Origin of the sequence: Cupriavidus taiwanensis (genome assembly GCF_900250075.1) — a bacterium.
Classification (GTDB): domain Bacteria; phylum Pseudomonadota; class Gammaproteobacteria; order Burkholderiales; family Burkholderiaceae; genus Cupriavidus; species Cupriavidus taiwanensis_C.
In genome coordinates, this window is sequence record NZ_LT977071.1 from 1,783,833 (window position 1) to 1,800,407 (window position 16,575).

The window sequence follows — 16,575 nt, forward strand, 5'->3', positions numbered from 1 at the left end:
CGCAGGCGGGCCGGCGCGGTGCCGGCCCCGCCCGGCTAGCGTTAGCGGCGGATGAACGCCGCGATCACGGCGCTGATGATGCAGCTGGCTGCCACGATCGGAAACACCAGCGAGGTATTGCCGGAGTGGTCCAGGATGCGGCCGATCAGCGGCTCGCCCAGCCCGGCCAGCAGGTAGGAGAAGAAATTGAGGATGCCAGTGGCCGTGCCCGCGCGCTTTGCGCCGACCAGGTCCGGACACAGCGCCCAGAACGACGAGGCCGGGCCATAGACGAAGAACCCTGCCAGGAACAGCGCGACGATGGCGCCCATGCCCGTCGGCAGCTGGTACATCACCATCGAGGCGATCGCGCCCAGCACCATGTAGAGCATGATGGCCTTGCTGCGGCTGGAGCCGAACAGCCGGTCCGAGATCCAGCCGTTGGACAGCGCGCCGAACGCCATGCCCACCGGCAGCGCCACCGAGATCCAGGCCGGGTCGATCAGCGTTTCCGCGGTCTTCCAGTTCTTGCCCAGGAAGTGCACCGGGACCCAGACGATCAGGCCGTAGCGCGCCGCGTTCTGGAAGCCGATCGACAGCCCCGCGATGATCAGGCGCGGATTGCGCAGCACCGCCTTGTAGCGCGACCACGAGCTTTCCTCGGCATCGGTTTCAGGCGCTGTGTGGGCCGTTGTGCGTGCCGTTGCGCGCGGGTCGTCATCCTCGCCCCTGGCCACGCCGGTATCGGGCGACTTGTAGCCCAGGTCTTCCGGCCGCTCGCGCACGATCAGGTAGAAGGTGATGCCGCCCACCAGCATCAGCAGCACTGGCAGGCGGAAGATCCAGCGCCAGTCCAGGTGCAGGATGTTCACCACCACGATCGAGGTCACGAACGACAGCACCGAGGCGCAGCCGGCCGCGAACACGTAGAAGCCATAGACCTTGCCGCGTTCCTCGGCGCCCCACCAGTTCGACAGCAGGCGGCTGCCCGGCGCCCAGCCGAGTGCCTGGAAATAGCCGTTGATGCCCCACGGAATCGCCAGGCTCTTGAAGCCGACGGCGAAGCTGACTGCCCAATTGGCCGCGCACGACAGGATTGCGCCGGCGGTCATTACGCGGCGCCCGCCGAACTTGTCGCCGAGGTTGCCGTTGATGGCCTGGCCGATGGCATAGCACCACAGCAGGCAGGTCGAGGCCCAGCCCAGCGCCGCCTTGGACAGGCCGAACTCTTCCTGGATGCCGGGAATGGCAAAGCCGAAGGTCTGCCGGCCGGTGTAGAAGAAGAAGTAGCAGAACATGGCGGCCAGCAGCATCCGCCACTGCGCGCGCCGGAACGATTGCTCGGCCGGGGCAACGAACGCTCCCACCTGGATGCGGTCGGCTGTTTCCATGGTTGTCTCCTTTTATATTGTCGGCCCGTCTGTCGGGCTCGTGTGGCCGGGTAAACACCCGCCCGGGGGAACGGCTAGGCAGGCACGGCGCCGATAAAGTTCTTGCCGCGGGCGCCCTCCAGCGCACGCGCGATCATGGCGCCGGCCTCGTCGTCGCTGACGCCGTAGTCGGCAAACTCGGTCTTCACGCCCAGCCCTTGCAAGAAGCCACGCAGGCGCTGCTGCGCGGCGGGCAGCGATGGGCCGAACAGCCGCTGCAGCGTGCGGTCGCGGTCGGGGCGGCGCGCCCAGGCCTTTTCCAGCACCAGCGGCAACGTGAACGAGCAGGCAATGCCGTGCGGCAGGCCGTGGCGCAGCGTCATTTCGTAAGAGATTGAATGCGCCAGCGCGGTCTTGGTGTTGGAGAACGCCAGTCCGGCCTTGAGTGCGGCCAGCGCCATGCGTTCGCGCAGCGCCAGGTCGTCCAGGTTCCGGGCCAGCTGCGGCAGGGTCTCGAAGATGTCCTCGACCGCCGACACCGCAAAGGTGTCGGAGACCGGGTTGGCATTGACGTTCCAGATCGATTCCAGCGCATGCGACAGCGCATCGAGGCCGGTGGCAATGGTGGTGCCGCGCGGCACCGACAGCATCAGCTGCGCATCGACGATGGCCGCCTCGGGCCAGGTCTGCGGCAGGTGCAGCGAGTATTTCTTCTGGTTCGCCGCGTCCCAGATGGTGGCCCACGGCGTGACTTCGCTGCCGGTGCCGGCGGTGGTCGGCACCGCGATCAGCGGCTTGACCTGCGCCGGCGTGAACGACTTGCCGCTCGCCAGCAGGCTGACCAGCGAGTCGAAGCGGCCCGAGCGGGTGCCGGCCATCAGCGCCTTGGCGGTATCGATGGCGCTGCCGCCGCCGACCGCGACGATGGCGTCGCAGCGGTCGGCGTGTTCCCAGAAGCGGTTGTACAGGCCGGACAGATGCGCCACGTCCGGGTTGGGCTGCACGTCTTCGATCATCCCGGCCAGGTCTGCGCCCAGCAATGCTTCCAGCCGCGCCAGCAGTCCCAGCGCGCGCGCCTCCGGGAAGGTCACGACCACGGCGCGCCGGCCGTGGAGCAAGGCCGGCAACTGGTCGAGCGCGCCGGCCCCGCAATGGATCGACACGGGGTTGTGGTAGGCATGGGTCATGAGGTCTCCTCGGTTCTGGTTCTGGGTTGCGTTGGCCGCGGTCGGCACCGCGCGCCTGGTTGCCAGAAGTGTGGGAGACGCCAAACCCCCGGTCCAATCGCATCTTTGACGCCCGGGCGCGCCAAAACCGATGGATCGCCGCGGCGCCGCGCCGGCCTCGGGGAAACCCTGTACGCATCGGCGCGCGGCTGTGGGAGACTCGCCGGACACGCCGCCGAAGCGGCGGCCAGCCCCCATCCGATCCATGTTCCACCAGTACTACAAGTCGATCCGCTGCTTCCACGCGGTGGCGCGCACCGGCGGCTTCACCGCCGCGGCGCAATACCTGCATATCGGGCAACCCACCGTGACCGACCAGGTCAAGGCCCTGGAGACGCGCTTCGGCGTGGAGCTGTTCCTGCGCAGCGGGCGCAGCGTGCGCCTGACCGACACCGGCGAGCGGCTCTATGCGATCACGCAGGGGCTGTTCGGGCAGGAAGAGGAAGCCATGCAGTTCCTGCACAGCGCGCACAAGCTCAAGACCGGGCTGGTGCGGGTGGGCGCGGTGTCACCACCGATCGCGCTCGGGCTGGCGCGCAGCTTCCGCAGCGCGCATGCGGCGCTGGAGCTGACCGTCACCATCGGCTCGGAGGCGTCGGTGCTGCGCGGCCTGCAGGACTTCGACATCGACGCCGGCATCCTTGCCGAGCCTGACCCGGTGGCGGGGCTGCATGTGGTGCCCTATCGCAAGGAACGCATTGTCGCGGTGATGCCGGCGGGCCATGCGCTGGCCGGGCGCACCACGGTCACGCTGCGGGACCTCGCCGGCGAACCCGTGATCCAGCGCGAGCCGGGCTCGAAGACGCGCGACCGTGTCGAACGCGCCTGCGCGCAGCATGGCGTGGCGCTGCACTGCGCGATGGAGATCAACAGCCGCGAGGCCATCCTGCATGCAGTGGCCAGCGGCATGGGACTGAGCTTCGTCACCGAGATCGAATGCATCCCCTTGCCGGGGCTGCAGGTGGTGCCGGTGGACGAGCCGCTGCTGTCGATCGACTATTCCCTGTGCTGCCTGGCGGTGCGCAAGGAACGCCCGTTGATCTCGGCGCTGTTCGCGGTGGCGCTGGGCGGCGGCTGAGACTGGGACCTGGCGCGCTCGCGTTCGAGTTCGCGCTCGCGTTCGAGTTCGCGCTCGCGCTCGGCCGCGGCCTCATGGCGGCGCGAACCGTAGCGCCGTGCGTACTGCCAGGTGAACTCGGCCCCCAGCAGGAAGATCTGCGCGGAGTAATACACCCACAGCAGCAGCACCACCAGCGAGCCGGCGGCACCGTAGCCGTTGGCGACGCCGCTCTTGCCGATATACAGGCCGATCAGGAACTTGCCCAGCGTGAACAGCAGCGCCGTCACCGCCGCGCCCAGCCAGACGTCGGGCCAGCGCACCTTGGCGCGCGGCATGATCTTGTAGATCATGGCAAAGACCACCGTGATCAGCACCAGGCTGACCACGGTGTCGAGCACATGGGCGATCAGCTCCTCCGCCCCGAACAGCGGCCCCCACAAACGGTTGAGCGCGGAGATCCCCGCGCTCAGCAGCAGCGACACCACCAGCAGGAAGCCGATGCCCAGGATCATGCCGAACGACAGCAGCCGCGCGCGCAGCAGTGCAAACAGGCCGGAGGTCTTGCGCCGCTCGGGTACCTCCCAGATCCGGTCGAGCGCGGACTGCAGCTCGGCGAACACCGTGGTCGCGCCGATCAGCAGCACCACCACGCCGACCACCGCGGTCAGCGCGCTGGCCGCGGGCTTGCTAACCGCCAGCAGCATGGCTTCGACGGTCTTGGCGCCCTCCGGGCCAAGCAGCCCCTGCAGCTGCGCCACCACTTCGCCGCGCGCGGCCTCGTGGCCGAACACCACGCCCGCCACCGAGATCACGATCAGCAGCAGCGGCGCGATCGAGAACACCGTGTAATAGGCCAGCGCCGCGCCCATGCTGGGGGCGTAGTCTTCCACCCAGGCGTTGACGGTATCCCGCAGCAGCCCGTAGAGCGCGCGGGGCGAGGACAGCAGAACCGACGAAATGGAAGGCATCGCTCGATCCCCAGTCACGATACTGCCCTGCCCCCGCAATTCCCGTTCCTGCCCGCTGCCATGTGGTGCGGCGATGTGCTGCGGCGATGGCAGGCGTGGCGCCGCGGCGCCGCCAGAGTCCCACCGGCGCCCCACCGGACCGCCGCGGGTGCCTCAATCCCGCGCCAGCGTGGCGACCCCGCGGTGCCGGATCGCGTGCATTCTTTACAACCTCCGCTTCACGGCGCCTGCATCGACACGCCGTAGCCTCCGAAGATGCGCGCCAGCTCGCCGTTGGCGCGGATCTTGTCCAGCGCCGACTGCAGCGCTTCGGCCAGCTCGCGCTCGCCCGCCTTGACCGCCATGCCGACGGCCCAGCCGCGCGGCGGCAGCAGCGGCGCGCTGATGTCGGCCGCGGCATAGCGGCCACCGGCGTGGCCGCCCGCCTTGAGCGCGCTTTCATACTGCGCGCGCGTCACCAGCGCCGCGGCGATCTCGCCCGAGAACAGCGCGTGCAGCGCCAGCCCGGCCTCGGGATAAATCCTGACCCGGTCACGCAGCGCGCCGCCGCCGGCGGACAACAGCGCGTTGGCCCCGGCCGAGCCCGCGGCCGCGCCGGTGGGCTGGCCGGCAAGGTCTTCCAGGCCGCGCACGTCCGGCACCCGCTCGCGGTCGTGCACCAGCACGAAGGTCTCGCGGTAGTAAGGTGCGACGATCAGCGCCTTGTCGTTGGCGCGCATGAAGGCGCGGTCGACCGGCACGTGCAGCATCACGTCGGCCGGGCCGTAGCCCAGGTAATGGCCGCGCCAGACCATCGCGCGCAGGTCGTCGGCCATGTTCTCGTCGGCATCGAACGGCAACAGCGCCACCGACAGGCCCAGCGCCTTGCCCAGCGCCTGCGCCAGCGCCACGTCGATGCCGGCATACTGGCTGCCGGCCAGCGCCGAGAACGGCGGCAGGCCCTTGTACACTGCCACCTTCAGCGTGCCGGCCTGGCGGATGCGGGCCAGGTCGGCATGCGCCGGCGACACGCCGAGCAAGGCAGCGGCGGCCAGCAACAGGCAGCCGAGCCAGCGCAGGGCAAGCACCCGCGGCGCGGGCGCGACGGAAAAGGTAAGCAGTGGGCCGCGGACAGGGCTGTCAGGCATGGCATATCTCCTGTTAGGGCGAAGGGACCGGCATGGATCGCACTGACGCGCCGCTTACTCGTGGCGCGATTCCAGGTAGGTCTTGATGGCCCAGACCGCCTCCTGGCTCAGCACGCCGTCGAACGGCGGCATGTAGACGCGGCCGTCGCGGGTGCGGCCCTTGCGCACGGTGGTGGCGTAGAACTGCGAAATCTCGCTCTGGCAGGCCTGCTTCTTTTTGGCGTCGGCCAGCGCGACGCAGTCGCCGTCCAGCTTGCGCAGGTCGGGGGCAATGCCGCCCGACACGGCTTCCAGCCCGTGGCAGCGCGCGCAGTTCTGGTTGTACGCCGACGAGCCGATGCGCAGCGCCTCTTTGTGCGCATCGCCGCTGCGGTAGGGATTGTCCGGACGCCATTCGTCGCCCAGCTGTGGTAACGCTTTGGTATCGACGGCCTGGGGCGTGACATCGCCGTGAGCCAGCACCGGGCCGGCGGAAAAAGCGGTCAGGGACGCGCAAAGTGAGAGCAAGGCGAGCAGGCGGCGCTGCGTTTTCATGGATTTGTCTCCTACAGTGATGGGGCTGGCTTTGTTTGCCCTATTTCCGCAAGAGCCATACCAACACCGAGGCCAGGCGAAAATGCCGCGTTTGCCGGGCAAGATCCCCCGGGGCAGCGCAGCGGTGTCCCGGAATGCCACACCCTGGCAAGTGTTTTGCTTCACCACGCAACACTGTCGAGCCCGCGCCTGGCGCGGCCGGCGGCGACCCGCGCAAAGATCGCGGGCGGATTTTCCACAAGGAGACCGAGACATGACCATCCAGACGGATCCGGCCCGTCCGCGCGCGGACGCCCCCGGTGATGCCGGGCAGCACGAGCGAGCCGAGCTGATCGCCCAGGCCCACCAGCGCTCGGAATCCTACGGCCTGCGACCCTATGAGTCGCCCGATTTCTGCCCGGTGCTGCAAAGCGAGCTGAAAACCCGCATCGAACGCAGCCAGTCGCTGTTCACCTATGCCCTGCCGGTGATGGAGACGCTGCACGACCAGATCGTCGACACCCAGAGCATGATCGTGCTGACCGACGCCGACGGCCTGATCCTGCACGCCATGGGCGACGACGACTTCCTTGCCCGCGCCGACAAGATCTCGCTGCGCCCGGGCTCGGAGTGGTCGGAGGCGCGCCGCGGCACCAACGCCATCGGCACGGCGCTGGCCGAGAACCGCGCCACGCTGGTCCACGGCGCCGACCATTACCTGGAGGCCAACCAGTTCCTGACCTGCTCGTGCATGCCGATCCTGGACCCTTACGGCAAGACCGTGGGGGCGCTGGACGTGACCGGCGACCAGCGCGGCTTCCACAAGCACACCATGGCGCTGGTGCGGATGTCGGCGCAGATGATCGAGAACCAGCTGTTCGGCAACGCCTTCCGCGACATGGTGTGCATCCGCTTCCATTCGCGCGCCGAGTTCCTCGGCACGCTGGTGGAGGGCATCGTCTCGTTCACGCCCGGCGGGCGCTTCCTGTCGGCCAACCGCAGCGGGCAGTTCCAGCTGGGCCTGTCCAACGGCGCGCTGCAGGCGCATACCTTCTCGTCGCTGTTCGGGCTGTCGATGTCGCAGCTGTTCGACGCGGCGCGCGCGGCCCATGCGGGCATGGTCCAGCTGCACCTGCCCAGCGGCGTCAAGGTCAGCGCGCGCGTGGAATGGAAAAGCCCGGCCGCGGCGCTGCCCGGCGGCACCGAGGCGCGCCACGCGGGCGCGAGCGGCGCCAGCGGCATGCCGCGCAGCCTGGCGGCGGGCCCCGCGCCCTCGCCAGGGCTGGATGAGCTGGACACCGGCGACGCGCAGATCCGCACCGTGATCGGCAAGCTGCGCAAGGTCATCGGCAAGGACATCCCGGTGATGGTGCTGGGCGAAACCGGCACCGGCAAGGAGTTGCTGGCGCGCGCCATCCACGCCGACAGCGGGCGCCGCACCGGGCCCTTCATCGCCGTCAACTGCGCCTCGATTCCGGAAAACCTGATCGAGTCGGAGCTGTTCGGCTACGAGGAAGGCGCCTTCACCGGCGCGCGCAAGAAGGGCGGCATCGGCAAGATGCTGCTGGCCAACGGCGGCACGCTGTTTCTCGACGAGATCGGCGACATGCCGCTGCACCTGCAGGGCCGCCTGCTGCGCGCGCTGCAGGAGCGCGCGGTATCGCCTCTGGGCAGCAGCAAGGTCATCCACATCGACGTCTCGGTGGTGTGCGCCACCAACCGCAACCTGCGCGACCTGGTCGCCAGCGGCCAGTTCCGCGAAGACCTGTACTACCGCCTCAACGGGCTGGTGGTGCGGCTGCCAGCGCTGCGCGAGCGCAGCGACCTCGACGTGGTCGCCGGCAAGCTGCTGCGCCAGGACCACGGCGCCGCCGCCGGGACGGCCGGTGCGGATGACAACGTGCCCCGCATCAGCGACGCGGTGATGGCGCTGTTCCGCCGCTACCACTGGCCGGGCAATATCCGCCAGCTGTGCAACCTGCTGCGCACCGCGCGGCTGATGGCCGAGGGCGAAGCCGAGATCACCGAGGAGCACCTGCCGGACGACTTCCTCGACGACCTGCGCGAGGCGCAGCCATCAGTGCCCGCGGCCGCGCCGGCCGTGGCGATGGCGCACGGCATGCAGCCCACGCGGCTGGCCGAGGTCGAGGCGATGGCGATCGTGGCCACGGTCAAGGCCCACAACGGCAATATCTCGGCGGCGGCCAAGGCGCTGGGGATCTCGCGCAACACGGTCTACCGCAAGATGGAGGAGGCGCGCGGGCTGCCGCAGCAGGGCGGCTGACTCGCGCCCGCGCGCCAGGCCGCAGGGTCAGGCCGGCGCCTCGCCCTGCATCCACGCGTCTTCCAGCTGGCGCCAGGCGCGCTGCAGGTTCAGCGGGTGGCGGGTCGGGAAATGGCGCCAGTGGCGGAACGGCGCCGCCACCACGGCATCGGCCGCTTGCGATGCATCGCGGCCCGCGGCCAGCGCGGCGCCAATGCCCTGCGCCAGCGCATCGAGATAGGCCAGCGTCGGCGCCAGCGTCTGCGCGGGCGTGCCGGTTGCGGTGGCGACGACGGTGTCCGCCGGCAGCGCGATCAGCTGGCGCAGCGCCTGGCGCCAGCCTTGCAGCGACGCCTCCTGCATCTCCGGCACACGTTCGCGGTACCCCAGCCCTCCCGCGCACAGCAGCCGCAGCTGCGGCGCGTACAGCACGGTATCGGATGCGCTGTGGGCCGGCGCATGCACCTGCACCTGCCACGCGGTATCGCCGGTCTGCAGCCAGGCGCCGTGCTGCAGCACCGGCTCCGGCAACACGATCGCGGTGCCGCGCATGGCAGCGTGCCCGAGCTGCGCGCCCAGCCGGGCCAGGCAGTCCGAGCATCGTTGCCGCATCAACGCGGCGGTGGCCGCCGAAGCCAGGAACTGCGGCCGCGGCCGCAGCCCGGCAAAGGCGGCATTGGCCAGCACGTTCTCGGGATGGGCGTGGCTGTTGACCACCCAGCGCACCGGCTGCCGCGTCAGCGCGCGGATCGCGCCGAGCAGCGCCCTGCCCCACGCTGCATGCGGCCCGGGATCGACCACCAGCACCCCCGTGTGCGTGACATGGACCAGGCTGGGCACCACCGCGCCCGCGTTGGCGCGCATGGCTTCGGCATTGGCGGCCCGGGCGACGTAGACGCCGGGCTGCAGGGGGTCCAGCACGACCCGCGTGCCGGCCGCCGCGGCCGGCTGCCACGCGTCGAGCGCCAGCGCCAGCGAGGTTCCGAGAAAGGCACGACGCGTGGCCATCAGCGCTGCCAGGCGCTGGCACGGATCGCGTCCGCGAGCGCAGCGCGCATGGCGCCGTCGGCCAGGTGCCCGGCGTCGACCCATGCCAGCCGCGCGTCCGGCATGGCTTGCCGCAGCCGCAGGGCATTGGCGGGCCGGCACACCGCGTCGGCACGGCCATGCAGCAGCGTCACCGGCAGGCCGTGCGCGGCGATGTCGCGCGCCGCGCGCAGCAACGCGGGCTTGCCCAGCCCGGCGCGGTGGCGCAGGTAGTGCGCCTGGATGCGGTACTTGCGTACCGTGGCGAGCCGCTGGCGCGCGCACTGCGCACGTTCCCGCGCAATGCCCCGCAGGCCGAGCCGGTCCAGCTCGAGCCGGCGCCACGCGGCCGCGGTGTCCCGTTTTTGAACAGTCGTCCCACTTTGCAACAGTCGAGACACTGTCAGCAGCCGCGCGCGCGCCTCGGGCAGCCGCTCGCCCGCCGGCGCGGCGCGGCGCAGCAGGCCGGCGCCGGGGCGCGGCGCAAACAGGCCCAGCACGTCGTCGCGCCCGGTCAGGAACGCGCCGCGCAACACCAGCGCGGCGACCGCATGCGGATAGCGCGCGGCATAGGCAAGCGCCAGCGCCGCGCCCCACGATCCGCCCACCACGCCCCAGCGCGCGATGCCAAGGGCCGCGCGCAGCTGCTCCAGGTCCGCCAGCAGGGCGCCGACGTTGTTGCGCCGCACCCCGCCGGCCGGGGTCGAGCGGCCGGCGCCGCGCTGGTCAGGCATCACCACGCGGTGCCGTTGCGGGTCGAACCACGCCGCCATCGACGGGGTACAGCCGCTGCCCGGCCCGCCGTGCAGGACCAGCCAGGGCTCGCCGTGCGGCGGGCCTCCCAGCCGCACGTGCAGGCGCTGCGCGTCGGGCGTGCGCAGGTGGAAGACGGTGTGGTCCAGGGTTGCGTCGGGCATGGTTGTTGCCTTTCCGGGCATTGCGGCAGACACGCTGCCATGCCGCGACGCTAATCACTAACCATGCCAACCAAGGAGACCGACATGACCTGGACCACGCCCGCCTACACCGAGCTGCGGCTCGGCTTTGAAATCACCATGTATATCGCCAACCGCTGACCGGCCGCGACGTTCCGCGGGCGGGCGCCGCCGGTGGTTGCCGGCATGGCGCCTGTGCGCGGGGCAGCTGTGATCCACCCTCGAGCGCTCGCGCCATGACAACCATCCGGGTACTGGGATCGGCCGCCGGCGGCGGCTTCCCGCAATGGAACTGCAATTGCCGCAACTGCGACGGCGTGCGCCGCGGCACCGTGCGCGCCACCCCGCGCACGCAATCGTCGATCGCGCTGTGCGGCGACGGGGCGGATGCGATCCTGGTCAATGCCTCGCCCGACATCCTGCAGCAGCTGCGCCAGACCCCCGCGCTGCAACCCGGCCGCGCCGGGCGCGACACCGCGATTGCCGCGGTGCTGCTGATGGACGCGCAGATCGACCACGTCACCGGCCTGCTGATGCTGCGCGAACACCGCCGCGCGCTGCCGCTCTACGCCACCGCCAGCGTGCTCGAAGACCTGGCCGGGGCGTTCCCGCTGACGCGCGTCCTGTCGCACTACTGCGGGCTGCAGTGCCACGCGCTGCCCTGCGACGGCACGGCGTTCTCGGTGCCGCCGCTGGATGGCGTGGCGCTGACCGCGGTCCCGCTGCAAAGCAAGGCCCCGCCCTACTCGCCCAGGCGCCACGCGCCGCAGCCAGGCGACAACATCGGCCTGCGCATCGAAGACCGCCGCAGCGGCCGCAGCGCGTTCTATGCGCCCGGGCTGGGCCAGGTCGACGACCACGTGTTCGCGCAGCTGCGCCGCGCCGACGTGGTGCTGGTCGACGGCACCTTCTGGCGCGACGACGAAATGCAGGCGCTGGGCTTCTCCACGCGCAGCGCCGCCGACATGGGCCACCTGGCGCTGTCCGGGCCGGGCGGGATGATCGAGGTGCTGGACCGCCTGCCCGCCCGCCGCAAGATCCTTATCCACATCAACAACACCAATCCGGTGCTGGCGGAAGACTCGCCCGAGCGTGCCGAGCTGGCCCGGCACGGCATCGAACTGGCCTACGACGGCATGGAAATCGCGCTATGACAGCCACCGTTGCATGGAGCCCGGCCGAGTTCGAGGCGCGCCTGCGCGCCCGCGAAAGCGGCTATCACATCCACCACCCGTTCAACCAGCGCATGGCGGCGGGCCAATGCACGCCCGCGCAGATCCGCGCGTGGGTGGCCAACCGCTTCTACTACCAGGCCAGCATCCCGCTGAAGGACGCCGCGATCCTGTCGAACTGCCCCGACCGCGCCACGCGCCGCGAGTGGGTGGTGCGCATCCTCGACCATGACGGCACCGACGACCAGCCCGGCGGCATCGAGGCCTGGCTGCGGCTGGGCCAGGCCGTCGGCCTGGAACGCGACGCGCTGCTGGATCACCGGCAGGTGCTGCCCGGGGTGCGCTTCGCCGTCGACGCCTATGTCAACTTCGCGCGCCGCGCGCCGTGGCAGGAAGCGGTGTGCTCATCGCTGACCGAGATGTTCGCGCCGAAGATCCACCAGGAGCGGCTGGCCGGCTGGCCCACGCACTATCCGTGGATCGAGGCTGGCGGCCTGGATTATTTCCGCTCGCGCATCCCGCTGGCGCAGCGCGACGTCGACCACGGCCTGCGCGTGACGCTGGACTACTTCCGCAGCGCGGCGCAACAGCAGCGCGCCCTCGATATCCTGCAATTCAAGCTCGACGTGCTGTGGTCGATGCTCGATGCCATCCAGCAGGCCCAGCCATGACCGCCGGCTCGCAAGACCTCGCCACCCCGACCCTGCACCGCACCTTCCGCCTGCAGTGGGAGGACTCGCAGCAAAGCTGGGTGCTGCTATATCCGGAAGGGATGGTCACGCTCAACGACAGCGCCGCCGCGATCCTGCAACGCTGCGACGGCAACCATACGCTCGACATGCTGATCGACGACCTGCAGGCCGCCTTTGGCGTGCAGGGCATCGCGCCGGAGGTCCACGCCTTTGTCAAACATGCCACCGAACGCGGCTGGCTGGTCTGAGCCCGCGCCGCCCGGCCCGCCGCTGTGGCTGCTGGCGGAGCTGACCTACCGCTGCCCGCTGCACTGCGCGTTCTGCTCCAATCCGGTCGACTATGCCCGCCATGCGCAGGAACTGGATACCGCGCAGTGGTGCGACGTGTTCACCCAGGCGCGCGCGCTGGGCGCGGTGCAGTTGGGCCTGTCCGGCGGCGAGCCGCTGCTGCGCAAGGACCTGGAGACGCTGGTGCGCCATGCGCGCGGCCTGGGCTTCTACACCAACCTGATCACCTCCGGCGTGGGCCTGACCGATGCCCGGCTGGCGGCGCTGCGCGAGGCGGGCCTGGACCATATCCAGCTGTCGTTCCAGGACTCCACCCGCGAGCTCAATGATTTCCTGTCGAGCACGCGCACGTTCGAGCTTAAGCAGCGCGTGGCCAGGCTGATCAAGGCGCACGGCTATCCGATGGTGATGAACTGCGTGCTGCACCGGCATAACCTGCCGCATGTCGGCACCATCATCGAGCTGGCCTTGCAGCTGGGCGCCGAGTACCTGGAGCTGGCCAATACGCAGTACTACGGCTGGGCCTGGGAGAACCGGCAGGCGCTGATGCCGACCCGCGAACAACTGCGCGAAGCCGAGGCCGTGGTGCGGCAGTACCGCGCGCGCATCGGCCGGCAATGCCAGATCCTGTTCGTGGTGCCGGACTATTTCGAGGAACGGCCGAAGAAATGCATGAACGGCTGGGGCACCACCTTCCTGGGCGTGGCACCGGACGGCACCGCGCTGCCGTGCCACGCGGCCCGCATGCTGCCGGACCTGGAGCTGCCCGACGTCCGGACGGAAACCCTTCACGACATCTGGCACCACAGCGACGCCTTCCGCCGCTTTCGCGGCACGCAATGGATGCCGCAGCCGTGCCGGTCCTGCGAGCACAGCGAGGCAGACCTGGGCGGCTGCCGCTGCCAGGCCTTCCTGGTCACCGGCGATGCCGCCGCGACCGACCCCGCCTGCGCCAAGGCGCCCGGGCATGGGCGGCTGCGCGAGATCGTGCTGGAGGGTCGGCTAGCGGCGGCGCGGACGAACGAATATCCGCTGGTGTTTCGGAGTGATGGAAACTCGTTGAGACTGGGTTCATCGCGGAGTTCGCGGGGATGAGGTTGGGCAGCGCGGACGGATGCGATTGACTTCGTGGATGCTCCGGCCCTCTCCCCCGCCCCTCTCCCGCAAGCGGGAGAGGGGAGCAAACCAGCGGGAGGCGAAAATCCTTTGGGCTCGCCCGCGATAGCGCGTGCGAGCGCAGCGACGCACTCCGTGCCAGTGCACAAGACCTGAGATTGGGAGCGCGCGCAGCGCAGCCGAAGGCGTCCCACCAATAGCGTCCGCAGCAGGTGGCCTACACCCTGTTGGGATCGTTCAAAAGTGGGTGATCGGAGGCGTTGTCCCTGACTCACATAGCGTTAGCAGGTTCGAACGGGCACCCACGCCAAACGGAAATCACCACCGCCCGAACCACCAACGCCGCGGAATTGATTGCCAGCCGCACAGGCGACGCGTTTCTTGCCTACTTCTTGGCGCTCGGCCAAGAAGTAGGTCGCCGGCTGCGCCGGCGAAACAGCCACGCCCGCCAAGCACGACAAACCAAGAACCGACGGATGGGGGCAAGCGCTGAATCAACGCCCGCGCCGGCGCCGCCGCAAGCGGGTCTTGCGCCGGCCGCCGACGCCCGCAACGGGGCCGCGTCCGACGCAGCGTCCGCCGCCCACGCCCCGCCCCCCCTCAGCCGACCCCAAGCACCCACTCCGCCAGCTTCTTCGCATCATCCTCTCCCAGACTTCCATGCGGCGGCATGGGGATCCTGCCCCACGCCCCCTTGCCGCCCTCGCGAATCTTCTTCGCCAGCGAAGCGGCCGCCTGGCTGTCGCCCTTGTACCGCGCCGCCACCTCGGCAAACCCCGGCCCCACCACCTTCGACTGCATGCCATGGCAGGAAAAGCAGCCGCTCTTGTCCGCCAGCGCCTGCATCTCCGCCGCCGTGGCGGCCAGCGCCGCGCCCGGCAACATCGCGCCAACCGCAGCCAGCGCCATCCATTCTTTCTTCATACCTGTATCCCGATACCGTGGCGACGGTGCCCCGCGCACGCCATGCAGCGCCGCTGCGATGCCATGTACGCGGGGCTGAATCACCGTTGATTCCCTCAGCTCTTGTGCAGCTTGAACACCCACACCGAGCCGCCCTGCTCCAGGAAGTTCACGCGCTTGGCCACCTCGCCGCCCCACAGCGGCACCGCGCCGCCCCAGCCGGAGACCACGGCGACGAACTGCTCGCCGTTCTCTTCCCACGTGACCGGCGGCGCGACCACGCCGCTGCCGGTCTGGAACTGCCAGAGCTCCTTGCCGGTCTTGGCGTCGGCGGCCTTCAGGTAGCCTTCGGGCGTGCCCCAGAACACCAGCCCGCCCGCGGTGGTCATGGCGCCGCCCCACAGCGGCGCGCCGTTCTTGACCTCCCAGACGATCTTGCCGGTCTTGGGGTTGATCGCGCGCAGCGAGCCGATGTAGTCCTCGTTGAGCGGCTGGATGGTGAAGCCCGCGCCCAGGAACGCAGCACCCTTCTTGTAGCTGATGGGCTCGTTCCAGATGTCCATGCCCCACTCGTTGGCGGGCACGTAGAACAGGCCGGTCTGCGGGCTGTAGGCCATCGGCTGCTGGTTCTTGCCGCCCAGGAAGCCCGGTGCCGCGAACACCGACTTGCCCTTCTTCTCGCCGTTGGCGGCGGCCGGGTCGCCGGGACGGCCCTCGGCGACGTAGTTGGGGCGGCCGCTCTTCAGGTCGATGCCGCTGGCCCAGGTGATCTTGTTCACGAACGGGAAGGCATTGACCAGCTTGCCGCTGGTGGCATCGTTGACGTAGAAGAAGCCGTTGCGGTCGGCCTTGCCGCCCATGCGCTTGCCGTCCAGGTCGAAGGTGACGAACTCGTTCACGCCGTCGAAATCCCAGCCGTCGTTGGGCGTGTTCTGGTAGTGCCAGACGATCTTGCCGGTGGCGGGATCGAGCGCCACGGTCGAGGCAGAGTAGAGGTTGTCGCCCTTGCGGATATGGCTGTTCCACGGGCCCGGGTTGCCGGTGCCAAAGTAGGCCAGGCCGGTGGCCGGGTCATAGGTGCCGCCCAGCCACGTGGCCGCGCCGCCGGTCTTCCAGGTCTCGCCGGGCCAGCTGGCGTTCTGGGTGCCGGTCATGCCGATCTCGGTCTTGTTGCCGTCCTTGTCGTACTTGTAGCCCATGTGGCCTTCGACCACCGGCCGCGACCACACCAGCTGCCCGGTCTTGGCATCGCGCGCCTCGACGCGGCCGACCACGCCGAATTCGCCGCCCGAGATGCCGGTCAGCACCAGGCCCTTGGCCACCAGCGGCGCGGCCGTGTACGAATAGCCGGCGGCGTAGTCTTCCAGCTTCTCTTTCCAAACCACCTTGCCGCTGTTCTGGTCCAGCGCCACCAGCTGCGCGTCGAGCGTGCCGAAGATCACCAGGTTGTCGTACAGCGCCGCGCCCCGGTTGACCACGTCGCAGCACGGCATGATGCCTTCGGGCAGGCGGTGCTCGTACTTCCACAGCTTGCGCCCGGTCTTCACGTCGAGCGCATAGATGCGCGAATACGACGCGGTGACAAACATCTTGCCGTCGTGGATCAGCGGCTGCGACTCCTGCCCGCGCTGCTTCTCGCCGCCGAACGAGAACGACCACGCCGGCACCAGCCGGCCCACGTTCTTGGTATTGATGCGCGCCAGCGTCGAATAGCGCTGCCCCTGCGGGCCCATGCCCCACGACAGCACGTCGCCGGGGGACTTCGCATCGTTCTCGATCATGGCGTCGCTTACCGCCGCCTGCGCGGCAACGCTCGCCGCAGCGGCCGCGATTGCCGCCGCGGTTGTCGCAATTGCCAGCCCTACTCGTAAGGTCCTCATTGCCATCTCCTCTCTTGTTTTCGATTTCGCTGGTGCGCCACTGCGCCACACACCAGC

General features: G+C 69.7%; 16 protein-coding genes. 7 read left to right on the plus strand and 9 right to left on the minus strand.

Annotated elements, in window-relative coordinates:
- Positions 1 to 41: 41 nt before the first annotated feature.
- Together CBM2588_RS24380 and psrA are read right to left on the minus strand one after the other, a co-directional pair.
- Positions 42 to 1,370 (minus strand): MFS transporter, encoded by a 1,329-nt coding sequence (locus CBM2588_RS24380; RefSeq protein ID WP_115682879.1) that lies wholly within the window; start codon positions 1,368 to 1,370, stop codon positions 42 to 44.
- 74 nt (positions 1,371 to 1,444) lie between these two features.
- Positions 1,445 to 2,536: an iron-containing alcohol dehydrogenase PsrA gene (gene psrA / locus CBM2588_RS24385; RefSeq protein WP_115682880.1), complete on the minus strand. Its 1,092-nt coding sequence runs from the start codon at positions 2,534 to 2,536 to the stop codon at positions 1,445 to 1,447.
- Positions 2,537 to 2,780: 244 nt separating this feature from the next.
- Here psrA and CBM2588_RS24390 point away from each other — a divergent pair, with 244 nt between their 5' ends.
- Entirely contained in the window at positions 2,781 to 3,653 is an 873-nt protein-coding gene (locus CBM2588_RS24390; RefSeq protein ID WP_115682881.1) for a LysR substrate-binding domain-containing protein, read from the plus strand.
- Here CBM2588_RS24390 and CBM2588_RS24395 read toward each other — a convergent pair.
- The 3 genes from CBM2588_RS24395 to pedF form a co-directional block, all read right to left on the minus strand.
- The gene (locus CBM2588_RS24395; protein ID WP_115682882.1) at positions 3,572 to 4,603 is read right to left on the minus strand and encodes a YihY/virulence factor BrkB family protein; all 1,032 of its coding nucleotides are present in this window, start codon (positions 4,601 to 4,603) and stop codon (positions 3,572 to 3,574) included. The two genes, CBM2588_RS24390 and CBM2588_RS24395, sit on opposite strands and share 82 nt — an antisense overlap.
- Positions 4,604 to 4,821: 218 nt before the next feature.
- A complete protein-coding gene (locus CBM2588_RS24400; RefSeq protein WP_115682883.1) occupies positions 4,822 to 5,730 on the minus strand; it encodes a substrate-binding periplasmic protein in 909 nt (302 codons plus the stop codon).
- Between the two features lie 54 nt (positions 5,731 to 5,784).
- Entirely contained in the window at positions 5,785 to 6,264 is a 480-nt protein-coding gene (gene pedF / locus CBM2588_RS24405; RefSeq protein ID WP_025581905.1) for a cytochrome c-550 PedF, read from the minus strand.
- Positions 6,265 to 6,517: 253 nt separating this feature from the next.
- On the opposite strand from pedF, the gene CBM2588_RS24410 reads away from it, so the two are divergent.
- A complete protein-coding gene (locus tag CBM2588_RS24410) occupies positions 6,518 to 8,527 on the plus strand; it encodes a sigma-54-dependent Fis family transcriptional regulator (RefSeq protein WP_115682884.1) in 2,010 nt (669 codons plus the stop codon).
- 27 nt (positions 8,528 to 8,554) lie between these two features.
- Here CBM2588_RS24410 and CBM2588_RS24415 read toward each other — a convergent pair whose 3' ends face one another.
- Positions 8,555 to 9,514 (minus strand): MBL fold metallo-hydrolase, encoded by a 960-nt coding sequence (locus tag CBM2588_RS24415; RefSeq protein ID WP_172583658.1) that lies wholly within the window; start codon positions 9,512 to 9,514, stop codon positions 8,555 to 8,557.
- Positions 9,514 to 10,449, minus strand: coding sequence for an alpha/beta fold hydrolase (locus CBM2588_RS24420; protein WP_115682885.1), 936 nt, complete (start codon positions 10,447 to 10,449; stop codon positions 9,514 to 9,516). The genes CBM2588_RS24415 and CBM2588_RS24420 overlap by 1 nt, the downstream gene beginning before the upstream one ends.
- 84 nt (positions 10,450 to 10,533) lie before the next feature.
- Here CBM2588_RS24420 and pqqA point away from each other — a divergent pair, with 84 nt between their 5' ends.
- From pqqA to pqqE, 5 genes are all read left to right on the plus strand, one after another.
- Positions 10,534 to 10,608: a pyrroloquinoline quinone precursor peptide PqqA gene (gene pqqA, locus CBM2588_RS24425; protein ID WP_012355514.1), complete on the plus strand. Its 75-nt coding sequence runs from the start codon at positions 10,534 to 10,536 to the stop codon at positions 10,606 to 10,608.
- A gap of 95 nt (positions 10,609 to 10,703) precedes the next feature.
- Complete coding sequence (pqqB, locus tag CBM2588_RS24430; protein ID WP_115682886.1) at positions 10,704 to 11,621, plus strand: pyrroloquinoline quinone biosynthesis protein PqqB; 918 nt, start codon at positions 10,704 to 10,706, stop codon at positions 11,619 to 11,621.
- Positions 11,618 to 12,310, plus strand: coding sequence for a pyrroloquinoline-quinone synthase PqqC (gene pqqC / locus CBM2588_RS24435; RefSeq protein WP_115682887.1), 693 nt, complete (start codon positions 11,618 to 11,620; stop codon positions 12,308 to 12,310). The genes pqqB and pqqC overlap by 4 nt, the downstream gene beginning before the upstream one ends.
- Positions 12,307 to 12,579 carry a pyrroloquinoline quinone biosynthesis peptide chaperone PqqD gene (gene pqqD, locus CBM2588_RS24440; protein WP_115682888.1) on the plus strand — a complete coding sequence of 91 codons (273 nt, stop codon included), beginning with the start codon at positions 12,307 to 12,309 and terminating at the stop codon, positions 12,577 to 12,579. Before pqqC ends, pqqD begins: the two co-directional genes overlap by 4 nt.
- Entirely contained in the window at positions 12,551 to 13,714 is a 1,164-nt protein-coding gene (pqqE, locus tag CBM2588_RS24445) for a pyrroloquinoline quinone biosynthesis protein PqqE (protein ID WP_115682889.1), read from the plus strand. The genes pqqD and pqqE overlap by 29 nt, the downstream gene beginning before the upstream one ends.
- 621 nt (positions 13,715 to 14,335) lie before the next feature.
- Here pqqE and CBM2588_RS24450 read toward each other — a convergent pair.
- Entirely contained in the window at positions 14,336 to 14,659 is a 324-nt protein-coding gene (locus CBM2588_RS24450) for a c-type cytochrome (protein ID WP_115682891.1), read from the minus strand.
- A gap of 95 nt (positions 14,660 to 14,754) precedes the next feature.
- The gene (locus tag CBM2588_RS24455; protein ID WP_115682892.1) at positions 14,755 to 16,518 is read right to left on the minus strand and encodes a PQQ-dependent methanol/ethanol family dehydrogenase; all 1,764 of its coding nucleotides are present in this window, start codon (positions 16,516 to 16,518) and stop codon (positions 14,755 to 14,757) included.
- Positions 16,519 to 16,575 lie beyond the last annotated feature (57 nt).

Coding starts and splice junctions, on each gene's coding strand:
- CBM2588_RS24400 (WP_115682883.1), bottom strand. CDS start 5,730: ATGCCTGACAGCCCTGTCCGCGGCCCACTGCTTACCTTTTCCGTCGCG.
- CBM2588_RS24410 (WP_115682884.1), top strand. CDS start 6,518: ATGACCATCCAGACGGATCCGGCCCGTCCGCGCGCGGACGCCCCCGGT.
- pqqE (WP_115682889.1), top strand. CDS start 12,551: ATGCCACCGAACGCGGCTGGCTGGTCTGAGCCCGCGCCGCCCGGCCCG.
- CBM2588_RS24415 (WP_172583658.1), bottom strand. CDS start 9,514: ATGGCCACGCGTCGTGCCTTTCTCGGAACCTCGCTGGCGCTGGCGCTC.
- pedF (WP_025581905.1), bottom strand. CDS start 6,264: ATGAAAACGCAGCGCCGCCTGCTCGCCTTGCTCTCACTTTGCGCGTCC.
- pqqD (WP_115682888.1), top strand. CDS start 12,307: ATGACCGCCGGCTCGCAAGACCTCGCCACCCCGACCCTGCACCGCACC.
- CBM2588_RS24455 (WP_115682892.1), bottom strand. CDS start 16,518: ATGAGGACCTTACGAGTAGGGCTGGCAATTGCGACAACCGCGGCGGCA.
- CBM2588_RS24390 (WP_115682881.1), top strand. CDS start 2,781: ATGTTCCACCAGTACTACAAGTCGATCCGCTGCTTCCACGCGGTGGCG.
- psrA (WP_115682880.1), bottom strand. CDS start 2,536: ATGACCCATGCCTACCACAACCCCGTGTCGATCCATTGCGGGGCCGGC.
- pqqC (WP_115682887.1), top strand. CDS start 11,618: ATGACAGCCACCGTTGCATGGAGCCCGGCCGAGTTCGAGGCGCGCCTG.
- pqqB (WP_115682886.1), top strand. CDS start 10,704: ATGACAACCATCCGGGTACTGGGATCGGCCGCCGGCGGCGGCTTCCCG.
- CBM2588_RS24420 (WP_115682885.1), bottom strand. CDS start 10,449: ATGCCCGACGCAACCCTGGACCACACCGTCTTCCACCTGCGCACGCCC.
- CBM2588_RS24450 (WP_115682891.1), bottom strand. CDS start 14,659: ATGAAGAAAGAATGGATGGCGCTGGCTGCGGTTGGCGCGATGTTGCCG.
- CBM2588_RS24380 (WP_115682879.1), bottom strand. CDS start 1,370: ATGGAAACAGCCGACCGCATCCAGGTGGGAGCGTTCGTTGCCCCGGCC.
- CBM2588_RS24395 (WP_115682882.1), bottom strand. CDS start 4,603: ATGCCTTCCATTTCGTCGGTTCTGCTGTCCTCGCCCCGCGCGCTCTAC.